Source organism: Komagataeibacter saccharivorans, assembly GCF_003207825.1.
Taxonomy (GTDB): domain Bacteria; phylum Pseudomonadota; class Alphaproteobacteria; order Acetobacterales; family Acetobacteraceae; genus Komagataeibacter; species Komagataeibacter saccharivorans.
Map to the genome: position 1 here is coordinate 207,710 of NZ_NKTY01000002.1, position 21,962 is coordinate 229,671.

21 protein-coding genes and 1 riboswitch are annotated in these 21,962 nt (G+C 64.1%); of the genes, 11 read left to right on the forward strand and 10 right to left on the reverse strand.

Features of this window, described 5'->3' with window-relative positions; genetic code table 11:
• Positions 1-73: 73 nt before the first annotated feature.
• Genes hpnC through hpnA form a run of 3 tightly spaced genes read right to left on the reverse strand, consistent with a single transcriptional unit; the run spans position 74 to position 3,169 of the window.
• Positions 74-937 (reverse strand): squalene synthase HpnC, encoded by an 864-nt coding sequence (gene hpnC, locus CFR79_RS02790; protein ID WP_110546852.1) that lies wholly within the window; start codon positions 935-937, stop codon positions 74-76.
• The gene (locus CFR79_RS02795) at positions 934-2,163 is read right to left on the reverse strand and encodes a glycosyltransferase (RefSeq protein WP_102324914.1); all 1,230 of its coding nucleotides are present in this window, start codon (positions 2,161-2,163) and stop codon (positions 934-936) included. The genes hpnC and CFR79_RS02795 overlap by 4 nt, the downstream gene beginning before the upstream one ends.
• Before the next feature lie 10 nt (positions 2,164-2,173).
• The gene (hpnA, locus tag CFR79_RS02800; protein ID WP_110546876.1) at positions 2,174-3,169 is read right to left on the reverse strand and encodes a hopanoid-associated sugar epimerase; all 996 of its coding nucleotides are present in this window, start codon (positions 3,167-3,169) and stop codon (positions 2,174-2,176) included.
• A gap of 194 nt (positions 3,170-3,363) precedes the next feature.
• Between hpnA and CFR79_RS02805 the strand changes: the two genes are divergently transcribed.
• Positions 3,364-4,449, forward strand: coding sequence for a lysylphosphatidylglycerol synthase domain-containing protein (locus tag CFR79_RS02805; protein ID WP_110546853.1), 1,086 nt, complete (start codon positions 3,364-3,366; stop codon positions 4,447-4,449).
• 43 nt (positions 4,450-4,492) lie between these two features.
• Positions 4,493-5,398 (forward strand): prephenate dehydrogenase/arogenate dehydrogenase family protein, encoded by a 906-nt coding sequence (locus CFR79_RS02810; protein ID WP_110546854.1) that lies wholly within the window; start codon positions 4,493-4,495, stop codon positions 5,396-5,398.
• A 25-nt stretch (positions 5,399-5,423) separates the two neighbouring features.
• Here the strand turns inward: CFR79_RS02810 and pyk are convergent, their stop codons facing one another.
• From pyk to CFR79_RS02830, 4 genes are read right to left on the reverse strand one after another with little or no spacing between them, the layout of a single operon-like run.
• Positions 5,424-6,863 carry a pyruvate kinase gene (gene pyk, locus CFR79_RS02815; protein ID WP_102325268.1) on the reverse strand — a complete coding sequence of 480 codons (1,440 nt, stop codon included), beginning with the start codon at positions 6,861-6,863 and terminating at the stop codon, positions 5,424-5,426.
• Between the two features lie 30 nt (positions 6,864-6,893).
• Entirely contained in the window at positions 6,894-7,889 is a 996-nt protein-coding gene (locus CFR79_RS02820; protein ID WP_110546855.1) for an SH3 domain-containing protein, read from the reverse strand.
• Between the two features lie 15 nt (positions 7,890-7,904).
• Positions 7,905-8,291 (reverse strand): DsrE family protein, encoded by a 387-nt coding sequence (locus CFR79_RS02825; protein ID WP_110546856.1) that lies wholly within the window; start codon positions 8,289-8,291, stop codon positions 7,905-7,907.
• On the reverse strand, positions 8,281-9,111 hold the full coding sequence (locus CFR79_RS02830; protein ID WP_110546857.1) for a HesA/MoeB/ThiF family protein: 831 nt from the start codon (positions 9,109-9,111) through the stop codon (positions 8,281-8,283). The genes CFR79_RS02825 and CFR79_RS02830 overlap by 11 nt, the downstream gene beginning before the upstream one ends.
• A 196-nt stretch (positions 9,112-9,307) precedes the next feature.
• On the opposite strand from CFR79_RS02830, the gene CFR79_RS02835 reads away from it, so the two are divergent.
• Positions 9,308-9,940, forward strand: coding sequence for a DUF2939 domain-containing protein (locus CFR79_RS02835; protein ID WP_102324908.1), 633 nt, complete (start codon positions 9,308-9,310; stop codon positions 9,938-9,940).
• Positions 9,941-9,984: 44 nt separating this feature from the next.
• Here CFR79_RS02835 and CFR79_RS02840 read toward each other — a convergent pair whose 3' ends face one another.
• A complete protein-coding gene (locus tag CFR79_RS02840) occupies positions 9,985-10,212 on the reverse strand; it encodes a DUF3126 family protein (RefSeq protein ID WP_102325267.1) in 228 nt (75 codons plus the stop codon).
• A 266-nt stretch (positions 10,213-10,478) separates the two neighbouring features.
• On the opposite strand from CFR79_RS02840, the gene CFR79_RS02845 reads away from it, so the two are divergent.
• Positions 10,479-11,033, forward strand: coding sequence for a hypothetical protein (locus CFR79_RS02845; protein WP_243705176.1), 555 nt, complete (start codon positions 10,479-10,481; stop codon positions 11,031-11,033).
• Here the strand turns inward: CFR79_RS02845 and CFR79_RS02850 are convergent.
• Entirely contained in the window at positions 11,005-12,789 is a 1,785-nt protein-coding gene (locus CFR79_RS02850; RefSeq protein WP_254057974.1) for a hypothetical protein, read from the reverse strand. The genes CFR79_RS02845 and CFR79_RS02850 overlap by 29 nt on opposite strands.
• Before the next feature lie 351 nt (positions 12,790-13,140).
• Here CFR79_RS02850 and CFR79_RS02855 point away from each other — a divergent pair, with 351 nt between their 5' ends.
• From CFR79_RS02855 to CFR79_RS02885, 7 genes are all read left to right on the forward strand, one after another.
• Positions 13,141-14,037 (forward strand): MIP/aquaporin family protein, encoded by an 897-nt coding sequence (locus tag CFR79_RS02855; protein WP_243705175.1) that lies wholly within the window; start codon positions 13,141-13,143, stop codon positions 14,035-14,037.
• An 85-nt stretch (positions 14,038-14,122) separates the two neighbouring features.
• Positions 14,123-14,285, forward strand: a riboswitch (FMN riboswitch).
• Between the two features lie 108 nt (positions 14,286-14,393).
• Positions 14,394-15,419 carry a bifunctional diaminohydroxyphosphoribosylaminopyrimidine deaminase/5-amino-6-(5-phosphoribosylamino)uracil reductase RibD gene (gene ribD, locus CFR79_RS02860; protein WP_408884556.1) on the forward strand — a complete coding sequence of 342 codons (1,026 nt, stop codon included), beginning with the start codon at positions 14,394-14,396 and terminating at the stop codon, positions 15,417-15,419.
• A gap of 2 nt (positions 15,420-15,421) precedes the next feature.
• On the forward strand, positions 15,422-16,039 hold the full coding sequence (locus tag CFR79_RS02865; protein ID WP_102324905.1) for a riboflavin synthase: 618 nt from the start codon (positions 15,422-15,424) through the stop codon (positions 16,037-16,039).
• A complete protein-coding gene (gene ribB, locus CFR79_RS02870; protein WP_102324904.1) occupies positions 16,039-17,289 on the forward strand; it encodes a 3,4-dihydroxy-2-butanone-4-phosphate synthase in 1,251 nt (416 codons plus the stop codon). Before CFR79_RS02865 ends, ribB begins: the two co-directional genes overlap by 1 nt.
• Positions 17,290-17,321: 32 nt before the next feature.
• Positions 17,322-17,807 carry a 6,7-dimethyl-8-ribityllumazine synthase gene (ribH, locus tag CFR79_RS02875; RefSeq protein WP_102324903.1) on the forward strand — a complete coding sequence of 162 codons (486 nt, stop codon included), beginning with the start codon at positions 17,322-17,324 and terminating at the stop codon, positions 17,805-17,807.
• A 75-nt stretch (positions 17,808-17,882) separates the two neighbouring features.
• Positions 17,883-18,893, forward strand: a complete 1,011-nt coding sequence (locus CFR79_RS02880; RefSeq protein ID WP_102324902.1) for a lysylphosphatidylglycerol synthase domain-containing protein — start codon at positions 17,883-17,885, stop codon at positions 18,891-18,893.
• 142 nt (positions 18,894-19,035) lie between these two features.
• Positions 19,036-21,630 carry an MMPL family transporter gene (locus CFR79_RS02885; protein WP_102324901.1) on the forward strand — a complete coding sequence of 865 codons (2,595 nt, stop codon included), beginning with the start codon at positions 19,036-19,038 and terminating at the stop codon, positions 21,628-21,630.
• 75 nt (positions 21,631-21,705) lie between these two features.
• Here CFR79_RS02885 and CFR79_RS02890 read toward each other — a convergent pair whose 3' ends face one another.
• Positions 21,706-21,942 carry a DUF3297 family protein gene (locus CFR79_RS02890; protein WP_102324900.1) on the reverse strand — a complete coding sequence of 79 codons (237 nt, stop codon included), beginning with the start codon at positions 21,940-21,942 and terminating at the stop codon, positions 21,706-21,708.
• Between the last annotated feature and the right edge of the window lie 20 nt (positions 21,943-21,962).

The window sequence follows — 21,962 nt, forward strand, 5'->3', positions numbered from 1 at the left end:
TGTTCCGTTCACTTACCAGTTACAGTCCGCCCGTTCTTAGCGGTAATCACGACCAAGGACAAAACCCGCCCTGTCAGAGCAGCGTGCGTGTGGCGCGGGCAAGGGCCAGCAGCACATCCCCGCGTGACAGCTTGACCCGCCCCGCGATGGGGTCTTCCGCCCGCAGCCGCGCCGCCAGACGTTTTGAAAGTCCGACGATGACCGCTGCTTCCATGCGCATGCGCCGGTCGCGGATCAGGCCGGGCAGGGTGGCCGCCTGCCGGTTGAGCATGTCCACCCGGTCCAGCAGCGCATCGAACACCAGCCGCAGGCCGGGCACGGTATGGGTGCGGCGCAGGTCATCCACCTGCACGCCCTCACGTTCCAGCCACGGGCGGGGCAGGTAGCAGCGGTCAAGGTTGCGCAGGTCGTCCGCGCAGTCCTGCAGGTGGTTAAGAACCTGCAACGCCGTGCACAGCGCATCGGACGGGCCGAATGTGCGCGGGTTCTCGCCATGCAGTTCCAGCAGGAACCGGCCCACGGGATTGGCGGAATAGCGGCAGTATTCCTCCAGCTCCTCCCACGAATCATAACGGTTCTTGACCGCATCCTGACGGAAGGCAACGATCAGGTCCGTTGCTGTGGCGGGGGAAACGCCGGTCTGCCGCAGCGTGCGGCCCACGCGCACCGCCGTCTGCGCATCGCGGCGCTGGGGGGCCTGCCTGCGGCCCATCACCACGTCCTCCATGGCGTTGAGGCGGGCGATCTTGGCTTGTGCGTCCAGCCGGTCGGTATCGACGATATCGTCGATCACCCGGGCGAAATCGTAATAGGCATGGACATGCGGGCGCAGCCTGCGGCTTATCAGCAGGGATCCTACGGGAAAGTTCTCGTCCCCGGCGTCCTTGCCCGACGAGACATCCTCGCTGCCCCACACGCTCCGCTCATCAGTGTTCACCCTACGTCATCCCCCATGGTGTGATTTATTACGGTTGCGGCACCCTTGGCGCCATTATGTGTCGAGATTGCGCCATCGGGATCGGTATAGGCGCGGCTTTTCCATATCACGCCCCGGCCCCGATGGTGGTCCAGCGCCGAACCGATCGTCGCCAGCGTATAGAACCCCGCGATGACCGGCAGCAACATCGCCCATGCGGGCGACAGGCTGAAACGGCGCAGCGTGGGCGTGTAGGATGCCATGGACATGACCCACGCCCCCGCCCCCAGCAGGCAGGGCAGACCATGGGTGAACAGGGCAAGCTGCATCGGAATGACCCATACAAGCACCATGCCGATCACGGTGGCCAGCAGCAGCAGGGGCGAATAGTCAAGCTGCACATACGCCGTGCGCGCCACCATGCGCCAGATGTCGATCGGGCGGGGATAGGGGCGGATCGAGCGGGCAAGACAGCTATGCCCCAGATAGATTCTGCCGCCGCTGTGCTTCACATGCGCGGCCAGCGTGCAGTCATCGATCAGCGCGCCGCGCAGGCTCTCGATCCCGCCGATGCGCGCCAGCGCCGACCACCGCACCAGCACCGTGCCGCCAGCAGCCCCCGCCACCCGGCTGCGTGGGTTGTTCACGCGCGCGAAGGGGTAGAGCAGGGTGAAGAAGAACACGAAGGCCGGGACCAGCATGCGTTCGGCCTGACTGGCGCAGTTCAGTTCCACCATCTCGGATACCTGATCCAGATGGTCCGCCTGCGCCTTGGCCACCAGTGTCGAGACATGGCGTGGATCGTGGGTGATATCCGCATCGGTCAGCAGCACGAAACCGCTGGAATCGGGCACCAGTTCGCGCGCGCGGGTCACGCCCTGCGATACCGCCCACAGCTTGCCGCTCCATCCCGGGGGGCGGGTCCGGCCCGTAACCACTGTCAGCCGTCGCTGCGGGTCCGGCACGCCGCGCGCCAGCCTGCCGGTGCCATCGGTGCTGTTGTCATCCACTACAATGACATGAAGCGGGCCGGGATAATCCTGCGCCAGCAGCGAACGCACGCACTCCACCACGGACGGGGCTTCGTCCCGCGCGGGGACCACCACGCAGACTTCGGGGCAGTCCGCAGCCCGGAGCGGCGTGCGCAGGGGGGCGAGTACCGGCCCCGCCTGCCAGAAACGCCCATGGCAGAAAATCAGTCCCAGCCAGATGACAAGGCTCAGGACGGCAAGGGGAAGCAGCAGCATGACGGGAACCTCAGTCCAGCATTCCGTGCTGGCGGAACCAGTCAATGGCGTCCTTCACCGCTTCACGCGCGGGACGCGGGGCATAGCCCAGTTCGCGTATCGCCTTGTCGGATGAAAAGAACATCTTCTTGTGCGACATGGCCAGCATTTCGCGCGTGACGCGCGGCGCAATGCCAAAAGCGCGGGACAGCCATTCGCTGGCCACGGCCACCGGCCAGATCACCGCCTGTGGCAGGCTTATGCGTGGCGGGGCGACCCCGGCCAGTTCGGCGGTCATGGCGAACAGGTCGCGCAGCAGGTAGTTCTGGCCGCCAAGGATGTATTTTTCCCCGATCCGGCCGCGTTCCAGCGCCAGCGCATGCCCTTCCGCCACGTCATCCACATGGACGATGTTTACGCCGGTATCGACATAGGCCGGCATGCGTCCCGCAGCACAGTCCAGGATCATCTGGCCCGTGGGCGTGGGCTTGATGTCACGCGGGCCAACCGGGGTGGACGGGTTTACGATCACGGCAGGCAGGGCGCGTTCATGCACCAGACGCAGGACTTCCTGTTCTGCGCGGTATTTGGAGCGTTTGTAGATGCCGATCACGCCGTGTTCGTGCACCGGCGTTTCCTCATCGGAAATGGTGCCATCCCCGATCAGTCCCAGCGCCGCGACGGAGGAACAGTACACGATCCGCTCCACCCCCGCCTTCTGTGCCGCGAGCATGAGGGCGCGCGTGCCTTCCACATTGGCGACCATCATGGGTACCGGATCGGGCACCCACAGCCGGTAATCCGCCGCGACATGGAACACGTAGCGGCAGCCCCTGACCGCCGCATCGAAGCTGCCGGGGGTGGACAGGTCCCCTTCCACCAGTTCGGCGGGAAGATCGCGCAGATTGGTCAGGTCGCTACCCTTGCGCACCATGAGCCGGAGCGTATGCCCCCGTTCAACCAGGTTGCGGGCAACGGCCGAGCCGACAAAACCGGTCGCGCCGGTTACAAGTGTTGGGGCAGTCATGGTCTGAACGATCACTCCGTCAGGGGACAGAATTCATGATTGCGACACGGACTCGCAACCGGCGGGCGTTCCATTTATCCCGACACCTCCCGGTGGCGCCAGACCCTGCTGTAGTGTAAGTCAGGCGCAGTCGACCGCTGTGGTACGAATTTTACCCGGCGTTCCGACGCCCACAGACGAAGACGGACCCTTTCTTGAGAAAGCTCACGATCCTGCTGGCCATCCTTGGCCTGGCCCTGCTTACAGGCTTTACCGCGTGGTACGGGGCCGGTTCGGTCATGAAGGCCATCGTCTCCATCGGCTTCGTCGGATTCATGGCGACGGTGCTGGCGCAGCTTGCAGTCGATGCAATACTGGGTCTCGCCTGGCATGCAGCTTGTCGGGACATTCCGTTCGTCCAGCTTGTGGTTTCACGCATGATTCGGGATGCGGCCGCGTCCTGCCTGCCGTTTTCGCAGTTGGGCGGGATGGTGCTGGGCATCCGCGCCACATCATCAAGCGACCTGTTCGCCGGGCGTCGTGGCCGTCATGTGGACGGGGGGGAGGCCGCCTGCGCCAACCTTGTGGACATCACCACCGAGGTCATGGGCCAGATCCTGTTCATCCTGACCGCCGTGCTGTGCCTTATGGCCCACCAGCAGTCCAGCCCGTTCGCCCGTCCGGTGCTGATCGGTCTGGGGCTGCTGACGCTGGGCATCGCGGGCTTCATCTATACCCAGCGCCGGGGCGGCGACCTGCTCCGCGGCGTGGGGCGCAAGCTGGGGCACAACATGGCCGCCCAGTGGCAGGACGCAATGCTGAGCAGCGCGGACAGCATACAGGAACGTTTCGACGCGATCTGGTCCCATCCGGGCCGCATCGCGCAGGGTGCGCTGCTGCATTACGTCGGATGGCTGGGCAGCGCCGCCACCATCTGGATCGCCTATTATTTCCTTGGCGCGCATCTGAGCTTCAGCGGCGCCGTGGCGATCGAGGGCGTGGCCTGCGGCATCATGTCCGTCTCGTTCCTCGTGCCCGCCGGGCTGGGGGTGCAGGAAGCGGCTTACATGGCGCTTGGTTCGGCCTTTGGCATCGCGCCGTCCGTCTCGCTGGGGCTGTCGCTGCTGCGGCGCGGGCGGGAACTGGTTATCGGCATTCCCATGCTGCTGCTGTGGCAGGGCATGGAAATGCGCGGCCTGCGCCGCAGGCCGGCCACGCTGGATGATGCGGGGGCCGCCCCGGTCACCGCCCCGGTTTCCGTGCATGACCGGCCCCGGCAGACCGACGCCGCGCCCGAGTGAGGGCGCTTTTTTTCAAGAACCTTCAGCCAGACAGATTCCCATCATGACGACGGACCCCACCGTTCCCCTGTTTGATACGCTGACCATTATCGGGCCGGGCCTGATCGGGTCGTCCATCCTGCGCCGCGCGCTGGATGACCGGCGTATCGCGCGCAGGCTGATTGCATGCGACATAAGCCCAGAGGTCCGCGCCCGTGTGGCTGAACTGGGAATCGCCGACGTGATCGAGGCTGATCCGGTTGCCGCCGCGCGGGATGCTGACTGTGTAATCCTGTGCGTGCCCGTCGGGGCGATCGCCATGGTGGCGGCGCAGGTCATGCCGGTCATGAAGCCCGGCGCGATCCTCAGCGAGGTCGGATCGGTCAAGAAAACGGTCATGGACGCCATGGAACCGCTTCTGACTGCCTGTCCCGATATTGCTTTCGTGCCTGCGCATCCGATGGCGGGCACCGAGTTTTCCGGGCCGGATGCCGGATTCGCCACCCTGTTCGAGGACAGGTGGTGCCTGCTGACCCCGCCGGAAAACACGCCTGCTTCCGCCATCGCGCGCATTACCGCCCTGTGGGAAATGATGGGCGCGCGGGTGCGCAGCATGACCGTCGAACATCATGACCGCGTCTGCGCCATTGTCAGTCACCTGCCACACCTTCTGGCCTTCACCATCTGCGGCACGGCGGATGATCTGGCGGATGAAACCCGCTCCGAAGTGCTGGATTTCGCGGCATCGGGCTTTCGGGACTTCACGCGCATCGCGGCGTCGGACCCGGTCATGTGGCGTGACATCTTTCTCAATAACCGTGAAGCCCTGCTGGACATGCTCGACCGCTTCGTTGCGGATGCGCAGGCGATGGGCAACGCCATCCGCACCGGCAACGAAGATGTGATCGTAAGCCGGATCAACCGGGGCCGCGCCATCCGGCGCAGCCTGATCGAGAACCGGCAGGCGTAACGCCGGTTCCACGCTTTCGGGTGGTTCAGGTAATGATCGCAACCCGCAGCGTATTGGTGCTGCCCGCCACGCCAAAGGGCAGCCCCGCCACGATCACCACCGCATCGCCAACCGCGCCATAACCATCCATATGGGCGATGGACAGCGCCTGATCCACGACGCTTTCGATCGTATGCACCGGCGTTTCCTGCCCCACGGATATGGCCTGCACGCCCCATGCCACGGCCAGCCTGCGGGCCGCGTCATCGGTCGGGGTCAGGCCAAGGATGGTGCAGGACGGCCGTTCGCGTGCGATCCGCAGCGCCGTGCGTCCCGCAAGCGTAAAGGCCGCAATGGCGGAGGCACCCACCGTGGACGCGACCTGCCGCGTGGCGGCGGCAATGGCGCCCGCCACGTCATGATCGGGTTCCGGGGCGGAGGTTTCCATCTGCCGCCGCCACCCTTCGTCCTCCTCCACACCGCGTACGATGCGGTCCATGATGGCCACGGCTTCACGCGGGTATGACCCCACGGCGGTTTCGGCCGACAGCATGACCGCATCCGCCCCGTCGAACACTGCCGTCGCCACATCCGATGCCTCCGCACGGGTCGGTGTGGGCGCATGGATCATGCTTTCCAGCATCTGGGTGGCCACCACCACCGGGCGGCCCAGTCGCCGGGCCACGCGGATGATGCGCTTCTGCGCCAGCGGCACGCGTTCGGGCGGCAGTTCAACGCCCAGATCGCCACGCGCCACCATCACCGCATCGGACAGGGCGACGATCTCCTCCAGATTGTCCATGGCCTGCGGTTTTTCCAGCTTGGTCATGATCCACGCACGGCCATCGGCCAACTGGCGGGCTTCACGCACATCCTCGGGCCGCTGGACGAAGGACAGGCCCACATATTCAATGCCCAGATCCAGTGCGAAGGCCATGTCCGCACGGTCCTTGTCCGTCAGGGCCGGGATGGGCAGGACAACGTCCGGCACATTGACGCCCTTGTGATCGGACAGGACACCGCCCAGCACCACTTCCGTCAGCAGGAAATCGTCGCCGCGTTCACAGACCCGCAGCGCCAGACGCCCGTCGTCAAGCAGCAGCGTGCTGCCCTGCGCGGCGGCGGCAAGGATTTCGGGATGGGGCAGGCAGACACGCGCCTCGTTTCCCGGCGTGGGGTCGAGATCAAGCCGGAAATGGGCCCCTGCGGTCAGTTGCGTGCGTCCGTTGACGAAATTGCCCACACGCAGTTTCGGCCCCTGCACATCGGCCAGAATGCCGATGGGGCGGCCCAGTTCGGCTTCCACATCGCGGATCACGCCATGGCGCGCGGCATGATCCTCATGCGTGCCGTGGGAAAAATTGAGCCGGAATACATCCACTCCCGCCACGGCCAGCGCGCGTATGGTCGCATGGTCTGATGTTGCCGGGCCCAATGTGGATACGATCTTGGTCCGGCGCATGGCACGATACGGTGTTTCCGGCATCATTTTCTCCCGCTCTGTTCATCTTTGCCCTCAGGAGGGCGATATGACCTCCTGCGGTAACAGTCCCCAAAACGCGCTGCGTTCCAGCCAGCCGCTGTACTGCTTGACCGAAACCTTGCACCATGCCGATCCTGCCTGGCACTGGCGCAGGGTGCCCACCACACCGGGGCGCAGCACGGCAGTCACGGCGGATGTCGTGCTGGCATCCGCGCGCAGCATGACCGCCCCCCTGACCCGACCCGCCTCGGCCACGTCCGCCACATGGCCGACCACCCGTGTATCGGCGCGCCCGATCACATCGGTTTCCTTGGCGGATGGCTGGTTGGTCTGCTGCGCGTCTCCCTGTGGGGGCAGTCCCGGGATGACAAACGTGCGGGTTCCCACAAGGGTTGCCTGCTGGACCCATCCCTTCTGTCCGTCCGCGTCCTCGACCAGACGCCAGACATCGAATTCCCGCTCGATCCTGACCGGCAGTCCACGGCGGTGATAGACCCAGTCGATGGGATAGCGCTGGCCCGGCCCCGTGCGCATGTTGACTTCATCAGCGCGGAAGGCGGCGAAGCGGGGCAGGGGCAGGCCGGTCACGCTGCCCTTGCTGTTGTCCACAGGCTGGATCGTGGCGGTATCCGGCGTGGCTGGTACGGGCGGCGGCGGAGTATGCGCCGCACTTTTCGCCGCAACGACACCGGCCCCCGCACCGGCGGCGACGCCTGCCGCCACGGCTGCGGCATGGTGGTGGCGGGCCGTATGGGATTTCACCTTTTTCTCGGTGGCCGCGTGGACATGGGCATGGCCCAGACTGCTGGCTGCCGCATGGGTGCTGCTATGGGCGGTCGCAGCCTGCCCCGCGTGATGCGCATGGTGATGCGCTGTTTTGGTGGTGGTCGCGGGGGCGGCTGCGTAGCCGTGCCCCATGCCTGTGGCCAGCACGGCCACGCAGCCTGCCAGATATCCCCACCGTACCGGGGCGCGGGACGGCGCCGGGGCCGGTCGCGCCAGGAATTCATGCCGCACGCACTGCGCCATCGCGTTCTTCAATCCTTACAGGGTTATGATCTGCCGCCCCCGGGCGGCTTCGAGGAAGGTGGGAATACCCGCAACCTGTACTCCATCAAGCAGGAGATCGGGGTCAAGGCCACATAATTTCAGCGCGGCTTCACATACCATGAGGGTCGCATCGAATTCGATCACAGCCTCCCGTAGCGTATCCATGCCCGCAACACCGCGTGCGCGCACTTCCATGTCATCGGCGGCATCGTGCAGGCCATGCCAGTCACGCGCCAGCGCATGCACGCCCCGCCCCGCCGCGAACAGGGTGACGGGACGACCAATGGCCAGCGCCCCTGCGGCTACGACAAAGGCATAATGGGCGCGGGCATATGCGCCATCATATAACAGGATGGCCAGCGCGCCGTCATCATGCGTCATGCGTGGCCTCCGCCGGGATGCGGCAGGTCGGGGCCGTGGCGTGGCGATGGGCGGACAGGTCGTGAATGGTGGGATGCGCGCCGCACAGGGCACAGTCGGGGTCAGCGGGCAGGGCGATGGTGTGAAAGCGCATGGCCAATGCGTCCCATACCAGCAGGCGACCGGCAAGGCTTTCGCCGATCTGCAGGATTTCCTTCAGGGCTTCCGTTGCCTGAAGCGTGCCCATGACACCGGTTACCGCGCCAAAGACCCCCGCTTCGGCGCAGGAAGGGGTGGTGCCGGCGGGCGGGGCTTCGGGGTACAGGCAGCGATAGCACGGACCGCCGGGCCGGAAGGTGGAAAGCTGGCCTTCAAAACGCAGCACGGCGGCGGAGATGAGGGTGCGCCCTTCCAGCGCGCAGGCATCGGCCACCAGATAGCGGGTGGCGAAATTGTCGCAGCCATCGCAGACGAGGTCGTAACCACGCACCAGTTCGCGCGCATTGTCCGCCGTCAGCCGGACGTTATGACAATCGACCTGCGTTCCCGGATTGATCGCACGCAGCGCCTGTGCCGCCGAATCGACCTTGGGCTGACCGATCCGGTCGGTCACATGCGCGATCTGGCGCTGCAGGTTGGACAGCTCGACCACATCGTCATCCACCAGCCCGATCCGGCCAACACCCGCCGCCGCCAGATACAGCGCCACGGGCGACCCCAGGCCACCCGCGCCCACAACCAGAATACTGGCTTTTTTCAAGGCGTCCTGCCCGGTTCCGCCTACTTCGGGCAGAAGGATGTGGCGCGCGTAGCGCTGGATCTCGTCTTCGGAAAAATTCATCCCTGTCTCCTGCACGATCCCGCAGCCCCTTCATGGCGGATACACCCCACCCGCGCCACAACGCAGCCGGAAGCCGCGTGCGGGAGTTCACGATTACGTGATAATTTCTTCATGCAATCATGAAACCAATGCATGCCGGATATGTTTCCAGTATAGTCCAGTTACGGCGTGAAACCATTAGGGGGAGTATAAATCAATGTCTTATCTTTCCCGTATGGAAATTCCATCCGGCCTGTCCTCCCTGCGTCGCCAGCAGGCGCGCTGGGTCTGTGCCGGGACGCTGGCCGCCGCCACGTCGCTGTATGCCGCGTCGCCTTTTTTCACGCTGTGGTCCATCACATCCGCCATCCGCGCCCACGACATGGGCAGCCTGAACACCACGCTCAAGTGGGACACGGTGCGCAGCAGCCTGAAAAATCAGGTTGTGGATGGCCTGATCGGCCCCACGCATGCGGATGATGAACTGCCGGAATTCGGCTCGTCCTTCGCGTCCTCCGCCGTGTCCAACGCGATTGATGAGGAAGTGCGCCCTGACAGGCTGGGCAATCTGGTCGATCACCTGATGCCCCATGAACAGGTTGCGGCGCCCATGGGTGTGCCCGCCATGGTGGGCATGCTGGGTCGTGTGCACATGCACTTCACCCATCCCGGCGTGTTCGAGGCGAGTGTCATCATGCCCGGGCATGAAAATGAAACGCCGCTGCGCCTTCAGATGCGCATCCACGGTTTTCAGTGGAAGATTCATAGCGTGGGACTACCCGCCCCGCGCCAGCAGCCCCTGATCGAGGCGTCGGCCGGGCCGGTTCCGCAGCGCGTGACGCAGCCCTAGGCCGCGTGGTGGCGGGATAATGCGCCCGCCGCGCAGGAACCCGGTTATTTCGGGGCAGGCAGGTCTTCCTCAAGCACCGTCATGTGTACGGCGTAGGACACTTCACCTTCATCTTCATCGCGGTGGACCGTACCCACCACTTCGCCGTTGACGGCCAGTTCAACCGACAGGCCCGCCCGCGGCGGTGCATTGACGGTCAGACCCGGTGAGCCCAGCAGGCGACGCAGGCAGACCTGAAGACGCGAAATCTCGGAAGAGGACATGGTACCCATGAAACGTATGTTCTCCACAATGGCAGGACCAGCCGGGAATAGGATCAGGACCGGATACGCCCCGTTTGTCAACGCGCGTGGCCGGTCCGGTCAGGATCGCGCGGCTGCCCCGTCGGAACACGGGCATCGCCGCAGGCTATAGGCACATGCGGCGCGCGCCGCAACCGGCGTGCCCATGATTTTCCTTATCCCTGCCCCGCCCGCGCCACGATTACCCTGTTCTGTCGACCATGGCGCAACACCAGTAAGAAGGGAGAACAGCGACCATGCGTATAAGATCGTTTCCCCGGCTGATGCTGCTCATGGCCCTGCTTGGTCCCACCGCCGGGCTGACAGCACTCGCGGCCAGTCTGCCCACGACCACGGCCACAACCGAAACCGCGTCAAGCCTGAGCGCCCGCGCCCTTGCCCGCCAGATTCATGAAGAAGGCGCGCAGGCCACCGTCCACGCGCTGGATGAACAGAAGGCATGGCCCCGCCTGCGCCGCGCCGTGGCCGCTGGCTGGGATGGGTGGATCGAACTGGTGCCTGACCTGATCACCCATGCCGATGACGCAACCGCCAGCCGCCTGCGCACATCGCTGCGTCAGGCCCTGCCGCGTAATCCGTATGCCGTGCTGTCCATAATTGATCCGGGCAATGGCGCGCTGCTGGGGGCGGGGGCGCTGTGCACCGCCCATGGCATGCCGGCGCGCTGGCGGCAGGACAGCATCCGCGCCATCGGTGCGGTGCATGACATCCATCTGGCCCACCAGAATGCGGACTGCCTTGCCGCCCTGTCGGCTGGCCTGCCTACTGAAACGGCAGATAACGGAACGTGACGTAGACGGTATTGCCACCGGTGGTGGGGGACGCCCCATCACCGCCCTTATAGGCGAATTTGCGCAGATAGGTGTACTGCACGCCGGTCATCACCGCGCCATAGCCGCCCTGCAGCACATGCCACCAGCCGCCTACCGTCAGGTCGGCAAGGGTATGGGTCTGGGCATCACAGCTACCGCCGGTAATCATCTCCACATTACAACTGCTCAGCGACAGGTCGTTCACGCCGTAGCCATACTGGTAGCCATCCGTGCCGGTATAGGTCCGCCGCCCGGCATGTTCCACGCCACCATACAGATAGACCAGCAGGTTGGGGGTCGGGTGGCCGATCAGTCCCATGCTGCCGATGATTTCGGGAATGGGCGCGGGCGTGCCATTGGCCTTGAATGTGGCGTCGGGCAGCATGCCGGGGCCATAGCGGCCAATGCCCTCACCCGCCAGCACGTTGCCGGTAAACTGCAGGAAGCGGGGAATGACATGCACCGTCACGTCCCCACCGACGCCACCTGCAAAGGACACCCGTTCGCGGATCGGCCCACCCGTGGCGGACTGCGACATGGCCTTGAACCAGCGCGCCAGACCGTAAATCTCGTAATGGGCGGGCTTGGTGTCCAGCGCCCCTTTCAGCACGATGTCAGGGGCGACATCCATGCTGTATTTGGCGTTGGGATTGAGCATGCCCGAGCCAGCGTTGCTGTAGAGTATGCGCGTGCCGGATGAGGCGAGGATATCATCATCGGTGCCGCTCAGCATCGGATGATCGCTGCTGCTGCCTGATGCCGCGTAAGCCACCTGTGGCGCTTCAAGCGAAAGCCCCAGCCACCATTTGCGCCCGAAATCCTTGATGAAGCGGATCTGTGGCACGCGGGTAAAGACGATACCGGGTATCTGGTTGTTATCGACTACCGGCGGTAGCTGTTCATGACGTGACAGCAGGCCCTGCGTGTAACCTGTGGTCAGGCTCCATGCCTGCCCGGCCAGCACATGGAACCCCCATTTGGTGTTGCTGTAGGTCATGTACGCCTGCCGGATTCGCGGCGTGTAGCTGTTGGTCTGGTAGCTGTTGGCCGTACCTGCCGCGCCGCCGAAATCCGTCTCGATATAGCCGGATAGGGTTTCATCCTTGGTGGGCGAACCCTGCAGCAGCACGCTCAGGCGCGTAAGCTGCGCGGACGGGCGGTACTCGCCCGTATGGGCGTTGGGGCTGTTGGCGTAAGGGAAGCTGCCCCAGCTTGTGGCGGGGCCGCTGGTCAGGTTCTTGCTGCGATAGATGTTTGAAAAGTCGATGAAGCCGCCCAGCCGTACCGAAACCCCGCCAATGCGGAACACGGGGGGCAGGCTGTCCACGCCTGTCTGGGTAATGGCAAGCGGGCTGGAGGAATCAAGGTCAAGCTTGGGCTGGCTGGGAATGATGCTTTCCGTCATCGTGTTTTCCGCCGCTGCCGCGGCCTGCGCATCATCCGACAGTGCAGGGCCACCTATGACCAGACGCGACAGGTCGGGCATGGCGGTGATCTGCCCGGAAGGAGAAGGGGCGGTCCACGCCGTACTGGCCCGCCCGCCGGAACGCAGCGTGCGGCTGGCTGGCATGTGCTGTGCGTTCTGTGCCCCGCCGTGGCGGGCCTCGATCTGCTGGACCTTGGCTTCAAGCCGTCGCATTTCGGCATGGATGGCACGGATTTCCGCCATGTCATCCGCCCGCGCGCAATCCGGCATGACCATGCCGCCAAGCAGCACCGCAACCCCGCCCCACATGATGGCCTGCCTGCCTGCGGTGCAGGACAGGCAGCTTTCTTTACAACAGCAATCCATCAGTCTGGCGCGTCAGCCCCTGAATACATGATTAACAAAATCCACCCGTGCCGGGTACGGGCACGGGATAATATCGGCTGCGTGCAGATGGCAGCAGATACCGTCTGTTTTCTTTCACCGGCAACATAACATGCGTAATACATGAACGGATTGCATCTTATATAGAAAAAATGTTTATCTGTTATGCATTAAATATTCATACGCACGACATATATTCGCATGATTTCCTTTATTTCATAACATTTCTGCCGTTAACTCAAGTCCTTTACATGCACTGACATGGGAGTGAGAGATATGACCGAATCCCGGCAATCGGGTTCCCGTCCCATCGAGGACCGACCGCTGGCCGGTATGCCGCATCCTGACCATCCCTTTCACTGGAAGCTGTATGGATGCGAAATGGTCGCCACCGTGGTGCTGATGCTCTGCGGGATCATTTCCGTGACGGTGCTGACGGCCCCTTTCAGTGTCATCGGCAGGGACCTTGCGCCCCATCCCCTGCTCCAGACCGCCTTATGCGGCCTGTTCTTTGGCCTGTCGGGGACTGTGGCCGCCTATACGCCGTTTGGCCGTGTCAGCGGGGCGCATGTCAGCCCGTCCGTCTCGCTGGCGTTCAGTCTCGCGGGGCGGCTGGGGGGTGTCGATCTGTGCGGCTACGTTGCGGCGCAGATGGCGGGCGCCTGTGTCGCCACCTTTCTCCTCGCCCTTTTCGGGCATCTGCTTCCGGGATGGGGGCGCATGGTGCATGAATCCGCCTATGCCGCGACCGTTCCCTTTTCAGGGGTAGCGGTTATCTGGCCGCTGGTGACGGAGGTGGCGCTGACCGCCCTGCTGGTGCTGATGCTGTGCTGCCTTGCCGCCCATCCGACATGGAAAGTGGTGACGCCATGGGCGGGCGGGCTGTTCTTTTTCATATGCAATCCGATTTCGGCCTGGCTGTCGGGCAACAGCTCCAATCTGGCGCGCAGTTTTGGTCCGGCGCTGATGGCGGGACAGTGGCAGGCGTTCTGGATTTATGTGCTTGGTCCCTTCATGGGGGCAGCACTTGCGATCTGGCTGCTGCGTTCGCGCCTGCTGGGACGTATCGAGGTGGAGGAGGCGCGGCTGGTCAATTTCGGCCACCATGGCCGCATCCCTTCCCTGCTGCATCCGGGCCGTCATGCGGGGGCGCAGGGGACGCCCCGCCAGTGATGGGCAGGCAGCCTACTTGCAATCGGCGCAAATTATTCCCAATATCATAACCAGAAACGCGAATCGGGTCCCAGACCCGGTTTGCAGGCGTTCTCAGGGCGGGGCGAAATTCCCCACCGGCGGTGAGTGTTCCCTGTCCGCAGGGGCATAAGTCCGCGAGCGCCCGGTCGCAGTCATGCGGGCGGGGTCAAGCAGATCCGGTGTGATTCCGGAACCGACGGTTACAGTCCGGATGAGAGAGAACGAGAACTGTACACCCGCCTTCCGTCATGGAAGGCAGGCAGATGGTTTTACGCGCCCTGAGTCCGTCCAGATGGATGGAGTACTGTTGCTTGGACGCGTTGCCACGGGGCATCATGCCCTTTCCCACTCCTGACCTGCCTGAAGCGGTTGCGCATGGTTTTCGCGCCGCGGTGGATGAGGCCGCGCGCCATGTGGGCGCCACGGCGCCCAATCCTCCTGTCGGCTGTGCGCTGCTGGACCGTGATGGCGTCATCCTTGCCGTTGGTGGCCATCATCGCGCCGGTACTCCCCATGCCGAAATACAGGCCATAAACCAGTGCCGTGAACGCGGCCTGCTGGACCGCGCGCATACGGCGGTGGTGACACTGGAACCGTGCAACCATACCGGCCGTACGGGTCCGTGTTCACAGGCGCTGCTGGCAACGCCGGTGCGCACGATATGGATCGGATTGCGTGACCCCAACCCGCATGTGGAAGGCGGCGGCGCGGATTACCTGCACCAGCATGGATGCAGCGTGCATGTGCTCCAGCCCGTTCCCACGCATGCGGCGGCCCTTGCGGCCTGCCGCAGCCTGCTGGCCCCGTTCGCGCATTTCATGCGTACCGGCCAGCCATGGATTACGGTCAAGCAGGCGCTGGACGCCACGGGTTCCATGGTGCCGCCCGCAGGTCAGACGACCTTTAGCGCGCCGGCCTCCCTTGACCTTGCGCATAAGCTGCGCCGGGCCACGGACGCGGTGATTACCGCCAGCGGCACCATCCGCGCTGACAGCCCTGCCCTGACCGTGCGCCGTGTGGCGGATCATCCCGGTCGTGCGCCGCGTATCCTCGCCATCTGCACCCGGAGGGGGGAAGTGGACGAAGCCTACCTGCTGGCCGCGCGTGCGCGTGGTTTCGATGTTCGGGTCTGCACCGATATCGCGGCCCTGCCGGACATGCTGGGGCAGGCGGGCGTGACCTGGGCGATGGTGGAGGCAGGGCCTGCGCTGCTGGCTGAAATCGTGGCCCGTAACCTGTGGCATGACTGGCTGACCATCACGGCGGATGGCAGCGGCATGGATCGCTACGATGTCCGTGTGCGGGAAGGGGATGTGACCCCGCTGCGCCTTTTCCCCGAACTCTCCGGTATGAAGGAGTAAAGATGTTTTCTGGCATTATCGAGTATCAGGGGCACGTCAGTGCCGCGCGGCGACTGGACCGGGATCTGGAAATAACGGTGGAAACCGGCATTACCGATCTGGCTCTGGGCGAAAGCGTCGCCGTCAATGGCGTGTGTCTGACCGTCACCGCCTTTGACGCCGCGGGTAAGGCCTCCTTCTTCATCAGTTCGGAAACGCTGGACCGCACGGCCCTTGGGCGGATCGCGGTGGGGCGCACCGTCAACCTTGAACGTGCGGTCACTGCCGGTACCCGTCTTTCGGGTCATATCGTGCAGGGTCATGTGGATGGGACCGCGCGTCTGCTGGAAGTCGAAAAGACGGGGGAGGGACGGCGCATTGTCTTTTCCGTTCCCGCCCGGCTGCGGCGCTACCTTGTGGAAAAGGGCTCGATCACGCTGGACGGCATCAGCCTGACGCTCAATGAGGTTGGCGCGCCGGGGGCGGAGGGCAGCGATCCCGATGCGTTCCGCATCGCCCTCATGATCATTCCCCATACATGGGATCACACCACCCTTGGCACCCTGAAGGCAGGGGATGCGGTGAATGTCGAAGTCGATGTCATCGCCAAATATGTGGAGAGCATATGTCAGTATCGTTGATGCCCCCCGCGCTGGCACAGGCTGTTGCCACCATCCGCCGGGGCGGAATGATCATCCTTGTGGATGACGAGGACCGCGAAAACGAGGGCGATCTGGTCATGGCCGCCGAGTGCATGACGCCGGAGGCGATGAACTTCATGGTCACGCATGCGCGTGGTCTGGTGTGCATGCCCATGTCGCCCGAACGGATCACGCAGCTTAACCTGCCCATGATGACGCAGGTGAACACCTGCCCGCGCGGCACGGCCTTCACCGTCTCGATCGAGGCGCGCGAAGGGGTGACAACCGGCATTTCCGCAGCCGACCGCGCCCGTACGGTGCTGGTGGCGGCGCAGCCTGATGCGACGGCGGCGGATCTTGTCTCGCCGGGGCATATCTTTCCGCTGCGCGCGGTGCCCGGCGGCACGGTGGCGCGGCCGGGCCATACGGAAGCGTCGGTCGATCTGGCGCGCATGGCCGGGCTGATACCCGCCGCCGTGATCTGCGAGATCATGAACGAGGACGGCACCATGTCCCGCATGGATGACCTGCGCCCCTATGCCGAACGGCACGGGCTGCAGATCCTGTCCATCGCGGAACTGGCCCGCTGGCTCGAATCGCACCCGCTGGATGCGACGGCGGACGCGACACCGGGCATCGAACAGGTGGCCCGTGCCCATCTGCCCAGCCGCTTTGGCGGCCCGGACATGATGATCCATGCCTTCCGCGCGCCCGATGGCACCGAACATGTCGCCATGGTGAAGGGCCAGCCCGACAGGGCGGGTACCGTGCCGCTGGTGCGGCTGCATTCGGAATGTGTGACGGGGGATGCGCTGGGGTCGCTGCGATGCGACTGCGGCGCCCAGTTGCAGGGCGCGTTGCAGCAGATCGGGCAGGCGCAGGCCGGGGTGCTGGTTTACGTGCGCGGGCATGAAGGGCGCGGCATTGGCCTGGCCAACAAGATCCGCGCCTACGCATTGCAGGATGAGGGGCTGGATACGGTCGATGCGAACCATCGCCTTGGTTTCGAGACCGATGCGCGTGACTGGCAGGCTGCGTCCGCCATCCTGCACGCGCTGGGTGTGAACAGGCTCGACCTGCTGACGAACAACCCGGACAAGGTGCGTGCCCTGCAGCAGCACGGCTTTGACGTACGCGAACGCATTCCCCTGACGGTGGCGGCCAATCCCTTCAACCGCGCCTATCTGGAAGCCAAGCGTACCCGCATGGGCCATGCCCTGTGCCAGCCGGAAACGGCGGATACGCACTGAATCATAACGACAGACACGGATAAAAGCTGGATATGAGCACCAACATCCCCTCCGCCCCCGCGCAACTTGATTTCGCCCATCCGCCGCGCATTGCGATCGTGGTCAGCCGTTTCAATGAAAACGTGACCCACGGACTGCGTGATGGCGCGCTGGCGTGGCTGGCGGAACATGCGATCGCCATGCGTGATGATGACGTCATGTATGCGCCCGGTGCCTACGAACTGCCCCTTCTGGCCCAGACGCTGGCCCGCACGGGCCGTTACGACGGTGTGGTCTGCCTTGGCTGCGTGATCAAGGGCGATACGGCGCATTTCGAATTCATAAGCCTTGGCACGGCGATCGGCCTGCAGCAGGCATCGCTGAATACGGAAGTGCCGATCGCCTTTGGCGTGCTGACGACCTATACTGATGAACAGGCCGTGGTCCGTTCGCGTGATGACGTGCACAACAAGGGACGCGAGGCCGTGGCGGCCTGTGTCGAAAGTCTCGCATTGCTTCAGAAAATCAGAGGCTGCTAAGATGCCACAGGACACCATAAATGGCTGAAAACGGCCCTTTATGGTCCTGTTTCAATCTGTGGACAGGGATGGCGGATGCGGCAGTTCACCCTCATCGCCGGGGCATTCGGAATTGGTCTGACCATATGGATGCTGGGGCGTTTTGGCCTGCATGACATTCTCTGGCTGATGGCGGCCGGGGGATGGAGCATCCCTGTCATCATCCTTTTCCATACGACACAGGTCTGCGCTTCGGCGCAGGCATGGCGCATGCTGGCCCAGACCGGGCGCGCCCGTCTGGGCTTTGGCGATTTTTTCGCCCTGCGCTGCGCGCGCGAAGGGATCAACAACCTTCTTCCCGTGGCGCAGGTGGGAGGCGAGGTCATCACCACCCGCCTTCTGGCGCGCAGGCATCATGTGGGCCTGCGGCGCGCGGCGGCGGCGACCATATGCGACCTGACCATCGAACTGCTCAGTCAGGTGACGTTCACCCTTATCGGACTGGGGGTGCTGTTCTGTCTGGTCCATCGTTCCGCCGTGACGGATGAACTTATGGAAAGTGCCCTCGCAGCCGTGGCGCTGGGTGCGGTTTTCCTTGGCAGCCAGTATCTGGGCGCGGTGTCGGTTGTGGAAAAGCTGCTGGTGCGGATCGCGGCCCATCTGGGATGGGACGGGGTGGAGGACATCCGTGGCCTGCATCAGGAAATCCTGACCCTTTACCGCACCCATGAAAATTCGCTGCGTGCGGGCGCGTTGCAACTGCTGGGCTGGTCGCTGGGCACGTTCGAGGTTTTTCTGGTTCTCGACGCGATGGGCCATCCCCTTTCGCTTGCTGACAGCTTTGTGATCGAGAGCGTGGGGCAGGCTGCGAAGTCGGCAGGCTTTGCCGTACCCGGCGCGCTGGGCGTGTCCGAAGGGGGGTATATCCTGATCGGTGGGCTGTTCGGCCTGTCGCCGCAGGTGGGGATCGCGCTTTCCCTGATCAAGCGCCTGCGGGAAATCGCATGGGGCCTGCCATCGCTTCTGGCATGGCAGGTGATGGAAATGCGCTGGATACGTCCCGAGCCCGCCCATGCGAAGGAAATACATCTGTCCGGTCGATCATGATATCGCCACGCTCCGTGCGTAGGCGTGCGTCATGAAGAACCACCTTGCATCACGACCGCATCATGGGCCAAACCGGGCATCTTCACGGACTACCGCGCGCCACGCGGTACGCCGTAGGTTTCTGAAGGGCTGAATACTCGTCATGCTATCGGTACCGCTTGGGCGTCTTGTCGCTTTCTGTTCCCGTCGTGCCATTGCGGTCGTGCTGGCTTTTGCCGTGCTGATAGCGGGCGCGACCTATGCCAGTTACATGCTGCTGGGCGTGACCACCGATACGGACACGATGTTCTCCTCCTCGCTCGACTGGAAGAAGCGGTCGGACGAAATGGGGCGGCTGTTCCCGCAGAAGCAGGACCAGCTTGTCGCCGTAATCGATGCGGCCCTGCCGGAGGAGGCGCAGCAGACCGCGCTGGCGCTGGCCGCGAAGCTGCGTGATGACCATGCCCACTTCAATTACGTCACCACGCCCCAGACCGATCCCTACCTTGTGCGCAACGGTCTCATGTTCCTTGACCCGACGGCGCTGGAGCGTGTGCTCAACACCACCATCACCGCCCAGCCGTTCCTGAGTGAACTGGCAGCCGACCCGTCCGGGCGGGGGCTGTTCAGTGCGCTGGACCTGATCGCGCTTGGCGTCAGTCAGGGGCAGGCGGATCTGGGCAACTTTCAGGCGGCGCTGAACGGTTTCGCCACCACGTTGCAGCATTCGGTCGATGGCAGTCCTGAACCCCTGTCATGGGAACGGCTGCTGGCGGGTGATCTGGCGGATCTGGGCGGCAAGTTCCAGTTTGTCGTGACCCAGCCCAAGCTGGACTATGATTCCTTCCAGCCCGGCGGCGCGGCATCGGATGCGATCCGGGCCGCCGCCAATGACCTGCCGTTTGTCAAGAACGGACGCGCGCATGTCCACATCACCGGCGATACGCAGATTGCGGATGAGGAATTCGCAACCGTGGCCGAAGGCATGGTCGCGGGGCTTCTGGGTTCGCTGGTGCTGGTTACGCTGTGGCTGATCCTGGCGGTGCATACATGGCGCATCATCGTGCCCATTATTGTCACCCTGGTATCCGGCCTGCTGCTGACCACGGGCTTCGCCGCCATCGTGGTGGGCAAGCTGAACCTGATCTCGGTGGCGTTCGCTATCCTGTTCGTGGGCATTGCGGTGGATTTCGCCATCCAGTTTTCAGTGCGCTTCCGGGCGCAGGCACAGCCCGATGGCTCTTCCCCCGGCCTGCTGGACGCGCTTGAGCGCACGGGGAATGAAACGGGGCACCAGATCCTTGTCGCCGCCATGGCGACATCCGCCGGTTTCCTTGCGTTTACGCCCACTGCTTTTGTCGGCGTGGCCCAGCTTGGGCTGATTGCCGGTTTCGGCATGCTGTTCGCCTTCATCTGCACGCTTACGCTGCTGCCCGCGCTGCTGCGCCTGTTCCGGCCGACCGCAGGCCATGGCCGCATGGGCTTTACCTTCGCCCGGCCCGTGGACCACGCGATCCGCCGCCATCGCTGGCCGATCCTTGCCGTTTTCGTGGTGATCGCGCTTGTGGGACTGGGGCTGACGCCACGCCTGACATTCGATGCCGACCCGCTGCATACCAAGAACCCCAAATCGGAGGGGATGGTCACGCTGGGCATGCTGATGTCGGAGCCGCAGTATTCGCCCTATACCGTGGATGTGCTGCTGCCCAATCTGGATCAGGCCGCCGCCATGTCGGAGCGCCTGTCCGGCCTGCCGCTGGTGCATGACGCGCTGTGGCTTGGCTCCCTTGTGCCATCCGACCAGAAGACCAAGCTCCCGCTGATTCAGGATGCGGCCAGCCTGCTGCTGCCGACGCTGGTGGTTCCCAATCCCAAGCCTGCGCCGGATGCGGCCGAACTGCGCGCCGCTGCCGCCAGGACCGCTGCCGCACTGGGCGGCGTGCTGGACCAGTTGCCCGCCAACGATCCGCTGCGGCGCATCCAGTCGGCCCTTGCGCATCTATCCAAGGCCGATGACCAGCGCGTTCTGGCTACGAACGAGGCACTGGTCCGCTTCCTGCCCATGCAGCTCGACATGCTGCGCGGCATGCTTCAGGCCAGGCCGGTGACAATTGCTGATGTGCCCGCGCAACTGGCACATGATTACCTGCTGCCTGATGGCCGTGCGCTGGTCGAAGTCCATCCCAGCCATGAGATGCAGGGCAATCGCGCGCTGCACACCTATGTCGATGAAATCCGCAAGGTCGCGCCGATGGCGGCAGGGTCCGCCATCGATATCGTGCAGAGTGCCGCAACCATGGTGCATGCCTTTGTCACGGCGGCGGGTGCGGCCATTGTCATGATCGCCATCATCCTGTCGGTCGCGCTGCGCAGGCTGCTGGATACCGCGCTGGTACTCGCACCCCTGCTGCTTTCGGCGCTGATGACGGTGATCCTGATCATCGTGGTGCCTGAACAGCTCAATTTCGCCAACATCATCGCCCTGCCGCTTCTGCTTGGGGTGGGCGTGTCGTTCAACATCTACTTCGTCATGAACTGGCGGGCGGGGATCAAGCTGCCGCTGTCCAGCCCGACGGCGCGCGCGGTACTGTTTTCGGCGCTGACCACGGGCACGGCCTTCGGATCGCTGGCGGCATCGCACCATCCGGGCACGGCCAGCATGGGGCGGCTTCTGCTGCTGTCGCTGGGCTGCACGCTGGTTGCGACCCTTGTTTTCGTCCCGGCCCTGCTGCCCAAGCGGTCGATCGACGCGGAATGATCCTTTCGGGGGGATGAAATGAAAAAGGCCGCATCCTTGGGGATGCGGCCTTTTTTCATGAATGAGGGGTGCGTTTCAGGATTTGAACCAGACTTCCACCGGCCCCTTGACCTTCATGGCCATGGGGTTGCCAAAGCGGTCGGTGCCACGGCCCACGGCCAGACGCACCCAGCCTTCGCTTATGCAGTATTCCTCGACATTGGTTTTCTCAATGCCCTTGAAGCGCACGCCAATGCCGCGATCGAGCAGGGCCTCGTCATAAAAGGGGCTGGCGGGATTGACGGACAGACGGTCCGGCGGGGTATCGGTCATATCTGGTCTTTTCCGTATGC

Excerpts from the sequence above, each read along its gene's own strand:
- CFR79_RS02795 (WP_102324914.1), bottom strand. The coding sequence starts at position 2,163 with ATGCTGCTGCTTCCCCTTGCCGTCCTGAGCCTTGTCATCTGGCTGGGA.
- hpnA (WP_110546876.1), bottom strand. The coding sequence starts at position 3,169 with ATGACTGCCCCAACACTTGTAACCGGCGCGACCGGTTTTGTCGGCTCG.
- CFR79_RS02810 (WP_110546854.1), top strand. The coding sequence starts at position 4,493 with ATGACGACGGACCCCACCGTTCCCCTGTTTGATACGCTGACCATTATC.
- pyk (WP_102325268.1), bottom strand. The coding sequence starts at position 6,863 with ATGCCGGAAACACCGTATCGTGCCATGCGCCGGACCAAGATCGTATCC.
- CFR79_RS02820 (WP_110546855.1), bottom strand. The coding sequence starts at position 7,889 with ATGGCGCAGTGCGTGCGGCATGAATTCCTGGCGCGACCGGCCCCGGCG.
- CFR79_RS02825 (WP_110546856.1), bottom strand. The coding sequence starts at position 8,291 with ATGACGCATGATGACGGCGCGCTGGCCATCCTGTTATATGATGGCGCA.
- CFR79_RS02830 (WP_110546857.1), bottom strand. The coding sequence starts at position 9,111 with ATGAATTTTTCCGAAGACGAGATCCAGCGCTACGCGCGCCACATCCTT.
- CFR79_RS02835 (WP_102324908.1), top strand. The coding sequence starts at position 9,308 with ATGTCTTATCTTTCCCGTATGGAAATTCCATCCGGCCTGTCCTCCCTG.
- CFR79_RS02840 (WP_102325267.1), bottom strand. The coding sequence starts at position 10,212 with ATGGGTACCATGTCCTCTTCCGAGATTTCGCGTCTTCAGGTCTGCCTG.
- CFR79_RS02845 (WP_243705176.1), top strand. The coding sequence starts at position 10,479 with ATGCGTATAAGATCGTTTCCCCGGCTGATGCTGCTCATGGCCCTGCTT.
- CFR79_RS02850 (WP_254057974.1), bottom strand. The coding sequence starts at position 12,789 with ATGTGGGGCGGGGTTGCGGTGCTGCTTGGCGGCATGGTCATGCCGGAT.
- CFR79_RS02855 (WP_243705175.1), top strand. The coding sequence starts at position 13,141 with ATGACCGAATCCCGGCAATCGGGTTCCCGTCCCATCGAGGACCGACCG.
- ribD (WP_408884556.1), top strand. The coding sequence starts at position 14,394 with ATGCCCTTTCCCACTCCTGACCTGCCTGAAGCGGTTGCGCATGGTTTT.
- CFR79_RS02865 (WP_102324905.1), top strand. The coding sequence starts at position 15,422 with ATGTTTTCTGGCATTATCGAGTATCAGGGGCACGTCAGTGCCGCGCGG.
- ribB (WP_102324904.1), top strand. The coding sequence starts at position 16,039 with ATGCCCCCCGCGCTGGCACAGGCTGTTGCCACCATCCGCCGGGGCGGA.
- ribH (WP_102324903.1), top strand. The coding sequence starts at position 17,322 with ATGAGCACCAACATCCCCTCCGCCCCCGCGCAACTTGATTTCGCCCAT.
- CFR79_RS02880 (WP_102324902.1), top strand. The coding sequence starts at position 17,883 with ATGCGGCAGTTCACCCTCATCGCCGGGGCATTCGGAATTGGTCTGACC.
- CFR79_RS02885 (WP_102324901.1), top strand. The coding sequence starts at position 19,036 with ATGCTATCGGTACCGCTTGGGCGTCTTGTCGCTTTCTGTTCCCGTCGT.
- CFR79_RS02890 (WP_102324900.1), bottom strand. The coding sequence starts at position 21,942 with ATGACCGATACCCCGCCGGACCGTCTGTCCGTCAATCCCGCCAGCCCC.